At 68.6% G+C, this 9,680-nt stretch carries 9 protein-coding genes; 4 read left to right on the plus strand and 5 right to left on the minus strand.

Going from position 1 to position 9,680, the window contains the following annotated elements; translation table 11 throughout:
• The 3 genes from DMH01_RS30350 to DMH01_RS30360 form a co-directional block, all read right to left on the minus strand.
• Positions 1–1,818: an HEXXH motif domain-containing protein gene (locus DMH01_RS30350; protein WP_125680745.1), complete on the minus strand. Its 1,818-nt coding sequence runs from the start codon at positions 1,816–1,818 to the stop codon at positions 1–3.
• The gene (locus DMH01_RS30355) at positions 1,818–2,015 is read right to left on the minus strand and encodes a hypothetical protein (RefSeq protein ID WP_199745685.1); all 198 of its coding nucleotides are present in this window, start codon (positions 2,013–2,015) and stop codon (positions 1,818–1,820) included. Before DMH01_RS30355 ends, DMH01_RS30350 begins: the two co-directional genes overlap by 1 nt.
• A gap of 77 nt (positions 2,016–2,092) precedes the next feature.
• Positions 2,093–2,806: a Crp/Fnr family transcriptional regulator gene (locus DMH01_RS30360; protein WP_125680749.1), complete on the minus strand. Its 714-nt coding sequence runs from the start codon at positions 2,804–2,806 to the stop codon at positions 2,093–2,095.
• Positions 2,807–2,991: 185 nt separating this feature from the next.
• Between DMH01_RS30360 and DMH01_RS30365 the strand changes: the two genes are divergently transcribed.
• Positions 2,992–3,405, plus strand: coding sequence for a hypothetical protein (locus tag DMH01_RS30365; RefSeq protein WP_125680751.1), 414 nt, complete (start codon positions 2,992–2,994; stop codon positions 3,403–3,405).
• A 245-nt stretch (positions 3,406–3,650) separates the two neighbouring features.
• Entirely contained in the window at positions 3,651–6,182 is a 2,532-nt protein-coding gene (locus DMH01_RS30370) for a phosphocholine-specific phospholipase C (protein WP_125680753.1), read from the plus strand.
• Between the two features lie 172 nt (positions 6,183–6,354).
• Here the strand turns inward: DMH01_RS30370 and DMH01_RS30375 are convergent, their stop codons facing one another.
• Positions 6,355–6,861 (minus strand): MarR family winged helix-turn-helix transcriptional regulator, encoded by a 507-nt coding sequence (locus tag DMH01_RS30375; RefSeq protein WP_125680755.1) that lies wholly within the window; start codon positions 6,859–6,861, stop codon positions 6,355–6,357.
• Between the two features lie 93 nt (positions 6,862–6,954).
• On the opposite strand from DMH01_RS30375, the gene DMH01_RS30380 reads away from it, so the two are divergent.
• Together DMH01_RS30380 and DMH01_RS30385 are read left to right on the plus strand one after the other, a co-directional pair.
• Positions 6,955–7,860, plus strand: coding sequence for an EamA family transporter (locus DMH01_RS30380; protein WP_125680757.1), 906 nt, complete (start codon positions 6,955–6,957; stop codon positions 7,858–7,860).
• 15 nt (positions 7,861–7,875) lie between these two features.
• Positions 7,876–8,436 (plus strand): NADPH-dependent FMN reductase, encoded by a 561-nt coding sequence (locus DMH01_RS30385; RefSeq protein ID WP_125680759.1) that lies wholly within the window; start codon positions 7,876–7,878, stop codon positions 8,434–8,436.
• An 18-nt stretch (positions 8,437–8,454) separates the two neighbouring features.
• Here DMH01_RS30385 and DMH01_RS30390 read toward each other — a convergent pair whose 3' ends face one another.
• Positions 8,455–9,666 (minus strand): cytochrome P450, encoded by a 1,212-nt coding sequence (locus DMH01_RS30390; RefSeq protein ID WP_125680761.1) that lies wholly within the window; start codon positions 9,664–9,666, stop codon positions 8,455–8,457.
• Positions 9,667–9,680: the final 14 nt, after the last annotated feature.

Here is a 9,680-nt window from a genome sequence, read left to right on the forward strand (position 1 = left end):
TCAGCCCGGGACGAGTTGCCCGATCCACGCGGCGAGCTGTTCCACGGTCGGTGGCCGGGGAACGGCTCGCAAGGACCGATGCACGGCCCGGACGAGTTCGGGGCAGTGCAGCAGGGCGCGGGCGGCGGGGTGTGGGCCTCGTGCGGCGAGCGCGAGGCCCAGGCCGACCAGGGAGTTCGGCCGGTCCGGGGCCACGGCGAGTTCCCGTCGGTAGCCTTGGACGGCTTCGAGGAAGTCGCCCGCGGTGTAAGCGAGATCCGCGGCGGTGGCGCCGGGAACCGTCGGCGGGCGGCCGTCGTGCGACAGCGGTGTGCCGCTGACGGCGAGTCGGATCAGGTCTGTTCTGGCGTGGGACCAGGCTCCGTCCGGTACCGGCGTAGGGGGAAGATCCGGGGACTCGGGGGTGATCGGCGGCCTCGGTCTTCCGCTGAGCCAGGCCGCTGCCAGCTCGGTGACCACGGACGGGTCCGGCCGCAGGTGGCGGACCCGCCAGCCGGCGAGGTGATCCCGGCCGGCGGCCGCGGCCAGTGCGCCCGCCTCCGCCGCCACGGGCTCGTCCTGCCAAGGACCGAGGCGTTCGGCGATGTCGTCGAGGAACCGGCGTCCGGCGTCGGTCAGTGTCGGATCCCCGCGCAGAACCCGCAGAGTGCGCCACGTCTGCTCGCGCCAGAACGCGAATTCGAAGGCGGAGCGCCGAGGGCTTTGACCGGCACGGCCCAACGCGCGCCAGAACGCGGTGACGCCGAAAAAGGCGTAGACCCCTTGCAGGGCACCGCTCACGGGCCGTGGATCATCCCGCCACGTCACGTAGATTCGTTCACCGGGGTCGGGCTCGTACAACTCGACGAGGTGCAGTAGACCGCCGAGCACGATGTGCTGGAACTCGTGGATGAGACTTTCGGCGAGGGACGCGCCGTCGGCGGGCAGGCCGACCACCGCGCTGCCGAACGCCTCCCCGGTCGACGCGCTCGGATTCCGGAAGAGCACCTGGGGTTTCGGCACCAGTGAGGCGAGCCCCACGGGCATGATGCGGGCCAGGCCGGGGAGATGGGCGGCGATCAGGCGGCACGCTTCGTCGATCAGCCGTTGCCAATCCGCCAATTCCTTGCCAGGCAGTCTTTCCGGTGGGACCGGTTCGTAAAGCCCTCGATAGGGATCGAGATCGTCCAGCCACAGGGTGAACCGGTGCGCGCCGACTCGGCTTCGCACCCGCCGGATTCCCCACCATCCGGGGGCATCGGTGTCGGGCGCGCTGGGCAGACGGATCGTCGTTTCGGCGTTCGAGACGAAGTAGCGGCCGTTCTCGCCTCGCACGATGGCTGAGGAAAACGCCGCGGTACCGGGAAATCTCGCCATGCCGAGGGAAGGGAGCATGGCGTTGCCGTGCCAGGCCGGGATGGCCGTTTCGAAGTCGAGCTCCGCCCGGATCGCCGCGGCCGCCGCGATCGCGTGAGCGTGCCCAAGGTGCATCCACAAAGGACCGACACCGTCGATTCCGTTGCGCAGGAGCCGAGTCGTGTAGCCCGCCCAGCTTCCGGTGTACGGGTTGGTGAGCATCCGGTTCACCGCTCTGGGTGCTCGTGCTTCCGCACGTGCGAGGAGTTCCCAGGCGGAATCCAGCGGCGGCAGAGGACCCGAATGGCCCGGTGTCTTCGTGGCCTCGGTCAGTAACGCGTGGATCAGCAGTTTGCGGCGGCTTCGTTCGGCTCGCCGTAGCCGCCGGGCCATGTCCTCGTCACCGTCGAGGCGCGCCAGCGCGTCGAAGTCCCGCCACGACAAACGATGGAACGCGGGGCGAGCTTCGGCAGGCGGCTGCATCAGTCGATGCGCTCACCGGCCGCGTTGCTGGTGCTTCTGTAGCGCGCGTGGACGCGTCGGGTCCGTTCGACGACGTGGAGCGCGGACTGGCGGAAGGCTTCCCCGTCCAGCTCCCGTAACGCGGTGAAGGAGACCGCGTCGAGATCGATCAACGCCGATTCGATGTCCGGTTCGGTGTTTGCCGAGAAAGAACTCATCGTGCCGATTCCCTCCACCCCGTGAAACGGTTGCGAGAGTTGAACCTCGACAAGGATAGCCGAGATTTCGCGCCTGATCAGGCCCCAGTGGGCGGCGGTGGCCGTCCGGCCGCCAATTCCCGTAATGCGCGAGGACGGGTGATGGTGACGCGCTGACGTGCGGTCTGTACGACACCCAGTCGCCGGAGTTCTTCGAGGCCACGGATCAGGGTGCTGCGCGAGACACGTGCGAAGCCCGCCAATTCCCCTTGGTTGAACCGGAGATCGACCTGCTGCCCGTCCGTCCAGTCGACGGCGTGCTGCAGCGCCAGCTCCAGGAGGACCGCGGCGAGGCGTTGCGGGAAATCCGGCCCGCCTGCTTCGAGCCGCAGCCGGTCGGACTGCTGCAGCCGGATGGCCGCGGTACGGAAGATCTCTTCGGCGATCCGCGGCCGGTCCCGCAGGACGCCGAGGAACTTCTCCCTCGGCACGACGAGGGTGCGTACCTCGTCGATCGCCGACATGGTGGCGGACCGGGGGAGCCCGCTGATCGGGGCGAGCTCGCCCACGATCTCCGCGGGGCCGCGCGCGGCGAGCGGCGCGTCCTCGCCGCGGTAATTGGTGGCGCTGATCTTCACCCAGCCGTGGAGCACGACGAACATACTGGTGGGCGGACTGCCTTGGAGGGCGAGGATCTGGCCGGGCCGCCACACTTTCACATGGCCCGCGCTCCGGAGCGCGGACTGCTCCGCGGGCGTCAACCGGCCCCAGGTTCCGAAGCCCCCGTGGTCACCCGTTGGAGAACCGGTCATCCTGGCCCTCCGGATCGCCGGGGGCCGGATTCGCGCTGTGTTCCATTTGACGCATCAGCCACTCCCCCGACTCGTCAGCATGGTCAGTGGGCAGAACGACCCGGAAGTTTCGCACCGCAACCGGTAATTGTGCCAGGCAAGGGGTGACTTCACCAGGCCTCGGGCCGGCGACGGGGGAGGATGTCATGCGCAGTGCCGAAAGTGTCATGGGACGGCCGAAGGATCACCGGCGTGAACCGGCCGTGCCGAATCCGCGGACGCCCAAGGCGTTCGGCCGAAGACCGGCCTTCTTCGCGCCTCACCCGCCGCTGATGTCCGGCGGGTGGTATCAGGGCGACGACCAAGAGGTCGTCGGGCCGGGGCGGTATCCGGTTCCGCGTCCGCCTGCCAAATCGGTGAAGGTGGCGTTGTCGTGGGTGCTCTTTCTCGGGCCGTTGGGCTTTTGTTATGTGTCACCCGTCGGCGGGCTGATCGCGACGGCGGTCTCGGTCACGGCGATCACCTTCGGCGGGGCCGCGTTGATGGCCGTGATCTGGCCTGTGGTCATGGTGCTCGCGGTGGCGGCGTTGTCCGGCCGTCCGGACAACGACACGAAATGACGTCCGGCCGGTTTCCGGCCGGGTGGACCGGGTGGGGGACGCTCAAGGGGGGCGGCCCCCGCCACGGTTTCCGGGGTACCGGATCCACCATCCGAAAGTCGCGTCTTGTTGCTCCGATCATGCGGCCCGCAAGCGGAACCCTTGAACCCATCAGGACCATATGCTTCTATCTGCTCGATACTCGCCGAAAAGGTGCAGTTTCGAACATGATTGAACCGGGTTCAACGCAGTTCCTGGAGGGCTCCGTGCGCCGTCGTACCCTGCTGAAGGCCGCTGGTGCGGCTTCCGCCTTCACCTTGCTCCCGGCGAGCGTCCGGCAGGCGCTCGCGGCGGAAGCGCCGACGGGCGGGCTCGAAGTCATCGAGCATGTCGTGGTGTTCATGCAGGAGAACCGGTCGTTCGACCATTATCTGGGGACGCTGCGCGGTGTGCGGGGATTCGCCGATCCGGCCGCGATCAAGCTCCCTTCCGGGGCGTCGGTCTTCCAGCAGCCGGACGGTACGGGGACCCTGCTGCCGTATGCGATCGACGACCAGTTCATGGCCGACGTCGACCACAGCTGGTCCGGCGGGCACCGGGCGTGGAACAAGGGCCGCCACGACGCGTGGCGTGCGGCCAAGGGTGTTCGCTCCCTGACCTATCACAAGCGTTCGGCGCTGCCGTTCTACCACGAACTGGCCGACGCGTTCACGGTCTGCGATGCCTACCACTGCTCGGAAATGGGGCCGACCAACCCGAACCGGATGTATCTGTTCACCGGCAAGCTCGGCTTCGAGCCGGACGGCACGACCCGCGCGATCGGCAACGACGCGTGGCAGAACCCCGGGCACACCGGCTACACCTGGAAGACCTATGCCGAGCGGCTCCAGGCCGCGGGCCGCAGTTGGCGGGTTTATCAGGAATGGGACAACTACGGCGACAATTCGCTGGACTATTTCAGCAGTTTCCTGGCCGTCGGAACCAAGGCCCTGTCGAAGGTGAAGGACTCCGCGGGCAAAGCCTTCCCGAAGCTGGAGTACTTCTACTACGCCCTGGATTCGGCCTCGGCCGCCGAACGGACCCGGCTGCTCGACGGACTCGCCGCGGGGGTGGCGACCTTGACCGCGACCGAGCGCGCTCTGTACGACCGGGGCCTGGCCAGGGTCGCGCCGAAGCAGTTGCCGGTCGCCTTCAAGGCCGATGTCGACGCGGGCAGGTTGCCGTCGGTGTCGTGGATCGTCGCGCCGGAATCGCAGACCGAGCATCCCGCGTGGGGACCCAACACCGGGGCCGAGCTGGTGAAGTCGATCCTCGACACGATCGCCTCCAAACCCGACGTGTGGAACAAGACCCTGTTCCTGCTGACCTACGACGAGGACGGTGGCTTCTTCGACCACATGCCACCGCCCGCGCCGCCGGCGTCGGACGACGAGGGCAAGAGTTCCGTGGCCACGACCGACGAACTCGTCTCCGGTGAACCGATCGGGCTGGGCGTGCGGGTGCCCATGTTCGTCATCTCGCCGTGGAGCCGGGGCGGGAAGGTGTGTTCGGAGGTCTTCGACCACACCTCCGTGCTGCGCTTCCTGGAACAGTGGAGCGGCGTCGCCGAGCCGAACATCTCGCCGTGGCGGCGCACCGTCTGCGGCGACCTGACCTCGGCGCTGGACACGACGGCGCCGAACGCGACCTATCCGGCGCTGACGAAACCTGTGCCGACGAGCGGGCCGTGGAACACCCAGCCACAGCCTCCTTCGGTGCAGAAGCTTCCCGTTTCCGAGACCGGGGTGCGGACCGCGCGGCCCTTGCCCTATCAGCTGACGGTTTCCGGACGAGTGACGGCCGAGCGGTTCTGGATCGACTTCGCCAACACCGGATCCGCCGGCGCTCATTTCTACGTCTACGCCAACGCGCACCGCACCGACGGGCCTTGGCGCTACACGCTCGGCGGGAACGCGACGCTCTCGGACTACTGGCAGGTGGGTTCCCCGGACGGCGCGTACGACCTCACCGCGCACGGCCCCAACGGTTTCCTGCGGCGGTTCGCGGGCAACCGGATCACCGCGACCACCGGCGGCAAGCCGAATCCGGAAGTCGTGCTGCGGCCGGGTTCCGGCGTCGTGTACCTGAAGATGACCAATGCCGGCGCCGCGTGCGAGCTGACCGTGCGCACCGGCAACCGGGGTGGCGGACCGTGGAAGTACACGGTCGCCCAAGGCGCGACGGTCGAGGACTGGTTCAGCATCGAAGGCGGTATGGGCGGCTGGTACGACCTGACCGCTCAGGGGCCGGACGGCTTCCTTCGCCGTTTCGCGGGGCATGTCGAGACGGGCGCCGAGACCATCAGCGACCCGGTGATGGGCTCCGGACCGCTCGCGGCCACCGTCCGCTCGGCCGACAGTCAGGAGACCGTGGGCGAGTCCGGTGCCGCGACGAACGCCGTCGACGGTGATCCCGCCACCCTCTGGCACACCAAGTGGTCCGGCGGGGCAGACCCGTTGCCCCACGAAATCCAGCTCGATCTGGGCACCGCTCACACCGTCACGGGCCTGGCCTACCTGCCGCGCCAGGACGGCTCCGGCAACGGCCGTGTCGGCGCGTACGAGGTCTACCTGAGTGCCGATGGGTCGGCCTGGGGAAGCCCCGTCGCCACGGGTACCTTCGCCGACGATGCCGCCCGCAAGACCCTGCGGTTCTGGCCCGCCCGGGCGCGCTATGTGCGGTTCCGCGCCCTCACCGAGGCGGGCGGGCGCGGCCCGTGGACGTCGGTGGCGGAGGTCGTCCCGCTCGGCTGGACGTGACCCGAACGGGCAGAATTCCTTGCCCCAAAGGGAAAGATGCGCGTCGGCCGCCGGGGTGCAAGGGAATCGCGGCCTGTGTCGGCGTGCTCGCCGTCGTCGCCTACGTGAACGGAATCCTCGCCGATCCCGCCTGAAGCCGTGGCCCGGGTCTGATGCCGCCGCCGCGCTGAAGTTACTCCAGTGACGTGTCCCCGAAGTGTTCGAGCAGCAGCCGCAGGCCGCCGATCAGTTCAGCCCACTGCGCCGGTTTCAGCTCGGGCAGGAGGCGGGCTTCGTTCTCAAGGTGGAGTTCGAAGACCTCGTCGACGACTTCGCGGCCCTTGCCGGTCAGCCGGATCTTGATCGAGCGGCGGTCGTCGCTGTCGCGCACCCGCTCGACCAGGCCCTTGGCCTCCATGCGGTCGATCCGGTTCGTGATCGCCCCCGAGGTGACCATCGCGGCCTTGAGCAACGCGCCGGGTGTCAGGCCGTCGGCTTCGCCTGAGCGGCGGAGCGTGGTGAGCACGTCGAACTCCCACGACTCCAGGTCGTGCCGGGCGTTGAACTCCTTGAGCTTCCGGTCGAGGATCCGGGAAAGCCGCTGAACGCGGCCGATTACCTCGGCCGGCCAGAGCTTGTCTTCGAGGTCCGGCCGCTCGTGCCGCCACAGCGCGATCACCGCGTCCACCGCGTCGGCCATGACGCCCTCCAATCGTCTCAACGTTAAGAGACTTGACATTGACAGAAGTCCTTGCTGTTATCTCAACGTTGAGATTATCAGTGAGGAGACATCATGGCGGTCATCGCCGAACGGCCTGTCGCTCCGACCGAGCGGACGGCCGCGAAACCGACGCTTCGTGACGCCGGGCTCGCCGCACTGGCACCTGCCAGCTGGGGCACCGTGTACGTCGTCACCGCGACCCTCCTGCCCCCGGACCGGCCGTTGCTGGCCGCCGCGCTGCGGGCGCTGCCTGCCGGGTTGCTCCTGCTGGCGCTGACCAGACGGCTCCCGCACGGATCCTGGTGGTGGAAGACGACGGTGCTCGGAATGCTCAACTTCGGCGCCTTCCTGCCGTTGATCTTCCTCGCCGCGTACCGCCTTCCCGGTGGGGTCGCCGCGACCCTCGGTGCCCTCCAGCCACTGCTGGTCGCCTTGCTCGCGCTGCCGATGCTCCGCGTCCGGACACCGGCGCCGATCGTGCTCGCCTCGATCGTCGGCGCCGGTGGTGTCGCCCTGCTGACCCTTTCGGCGGAAGCCCGGCTCGACCCGCTCGGCCTGGCCGCCATGCTCGCCGCCGTCGGGCTCATGGCCGTTTCCCTGATCCTGACCAAGAAATGGGGCCGTCCCGAGCATCCGCTGGCGATGACCGGCTGGCAGCTGACCTTGGGCGGTGTCGTCCTGGCCCCGGCGACGCTCCTGTTCGAAGGTCTCCCGGACTCGCTGACGACCGCGAACCTGCTCGGCTACGGCTACATCGGCATCGTGACCACCGCGCTGGCCTACCCGTTGTGGTTCCGCGGCATCGACCGCCTCGCCCCGGCGTCGGTCTCCCTGCTGACGCTGACCAACCCCCTCGTCGCCACGGCCGCCGGGTTCCTCGTGCTCGGCCAGACCCTCACCGGCTGGCAGCTCACCGGCTTCGCCATCGCGCTCACCGCGTTGACGCTGAGCCAAACCCTCGCCCGCCCCAAGAACTGACGAAGGAAACCGATCATGACCGAACTCAAGATCCTCGCGATTTCCGGCAGCCTGCGCGACGGCTCGTACAACACGGCCCTGTTGCACGCGGCCAGGAAGAGGAACCCCGGCGGGATGACCATCGAGCTGTACCGGGGACTCGGCGACCTGCCGCTGTACCGTCAGGACCTCGACACCGCCTCGCCACCGGAACCGGTGGCGGATCTCCGGCGCCGGGTCGCCGAGGCGGACGGGCTCCTGATCGCGACCCCCGAACACAACGCGTCCCTGCCCGCGGCGCTGAAGAACGCGATCGACTGGGCGAGCACGCCGGCCGCCGAATCGCCGCTCCCCGGCAAGCCGATCGCCATCGTCGGTGCCTCACCGGGCGCTTTCGGTTCGGTCCGGGCCCAGCAGGCGCTCCGGCAGATCCTCGCGTCGATCGGCGCCGACGTCGTGGTCAAACCCGAGGTGACGGTGTTCCGCAGTCACGAACGATTCGACGGCGAGGGCACACTGACCGACGACTTCACCGCGTCGCTGCTGGCCGAACTGCTCGCCGCGCTCGCCGGGACCATCCGCCCGCTCGCCAGGTGAGGCTTGGGTTCTCACCTCTCACCAGGTGACCGGCAATTCGTGGACGCCGTAGATGTTCATGTCGGTCTTGAGCTTGACCTCGTCGGCGGGGACGGCGAGCGCGAGCGTCGGGAAACGGCGCAGCAATCCCTCGAAACCCGCCTTCATCTCGATCCGCGCCAGCTGCTGGCCGAGGCACTGGTGGATGCCGTGCCCGAAGGACAACAGGCCGCGGGCGTTGCGATGCAGGTCCAGCGCGTCGGGATTCTCGAACCGCCGCGGATCACGGTTGGCGGCCAGCAGCGAGATGATGACGGTCGACCCCGCGCGGATCGTTTCGCCGCCGAGTTCCAGGTCTTCCGTGGCGTAGCGGAAGAAGATGTCGGCGACGGACAGGTAGCGAAGCATCTCTTCGACGGCGCCGGGCAGCAGCTCCGCGTCGGCACGCAGTTCGGCCAGCTGTTCGGGGTGCTCCAGCAGCGCGAAAGTGCCCAGTGACAGCATGTTCGCGGTGGTCTCGTGGCCGGCGAGCAGCAGGAGGAACGCGGCTCCCGCCAGCTCCTCGATGGTGAGGTCTTCGTGGCGGCCGAGGTCGGACAGGATGTCGTCGCCGGGCGTCTCGCGTTTGCGGGTGACCAGTTCGGTGAGGAAGGTGTTCATCCCGATGAACGCGGCCATCTTCTCCTCCAGCGTCTGGTCCCTGACCATGAGCTGGGCGGAGTCGGCCTGGAAGTTCTCCCGGTCCTCGTAGGGGACGCCGAGCAGTTCGCAGATCACCAGCGACGGCACCGGCAACGCGAACTCCTTGACCAGATCGACCGGCGGGACCAGCGCGGCCATCGCGTCCAGCTGCCGTTCGGTGATCTCGACGATGTGGTCTTCGAGCTGCTTCATCCGCTTGACGGTGAAAGCGCCGGTGAGCCGCTTGCGCAACCGGCCGTGGTCCGGCGGGTCCATGGCGACGAACATGCCCGGCATCGGCGGGGAGGGCTCGGTCGGGGTGGGCATCCCCGGGGTCTCGTACGGCGCGTGGAGGATGCCGATGTCCTGGCGTGAGCTGAACCGGGTGTCGGCCAGCAGCTGGCGGGCCTCGTCGTAGCCGGTGACGAGCCAGCCCTCGTGACCGTCGGGAAAGACCATGGGACTCACCGGGCGGGCCTCGCGCAGCCGGGTGATCTCGCTGGGCGGGTCGAAGGGGCCCGCGTCGCGGTCCATCGGGAGGCCCTGCGGGATGGGAACCGTCTGAGTCATCGCTTCGCCTTTCG

Origin of the sequence: Amycolatopsis sp. WAC 04182 (assembly GCF_003947465.1) — a bacterium.
Lineage (GTDB): Bacteria > Actinomycetota > Actinomycetes > Mycobacteriales > Pseudonocardiaceae > Amycolatopsis.

What these genes read in the sequence shown, in the direction of transcription:
- DMH01_RS30350 (WP_125680745.1), bottom strand. Translation starts at nt 1,818, where the DNA reads ATGCAGCCGCCTGCCGAAGCTCGCCCCGCGTTCCATCGTTTGTCGTGG.
- DMH01_RS30355 (WP_199745685.1), bottom strand. Translation starts at nt 2,015, where the DNA reads ATGAGTTCTTTCTCGGCAAACACCGAACCGGACATCGAATCGGCGTTG.
- DMH01_RS30360 (WP_125680749.1), bottom strand. Translation starts at nt 2,806, where the DNA reads ATGACCGGTTCTCCAACGGGTGACCACGGGGGCTTCGGAACCTGGGGC.
- DMH01_RS30365 (WP_125680751.1), top strand. Translation starts at nt 2,992, where the DNA reads ATGCGCAGTGCCGAAAGTGTCATGGGACGGCCGAAGGATCACCGGCGT.
- DMH01_RS30375 (WP_125680755.1), bottom strand. Translation starts at nt 6,861, where the DNA reads ATGGCCGACGCGGTGGACGCGGTGATCGCGCTGTGGCGGCACGAGCGG.
- DMH01_RS30380 (WP_125680757.1), top strand. Translation starts at nt 6,955, where the DNA reads ATGGCGGTCATCGCCGAACGGCCTGTCGCTCCGACCGAGCGGACGGCC.
- DMH01_RS30385 (WP_125680759.1), top strand. Translation starts at nt 7,876, where the DNA reads ATGACCGAACTCAAGATCCTCGCGATTTCCGGCAGCCTGCGCGACGGC.
- DMH01_RS30390 (WP_125680761.1), bottom strand. Translation starts at nt 9,666, where the DNA reads ATGACTCAGACGGTTCCCATCCCGCAGGGCCTCCCGATGGACCGCGAC.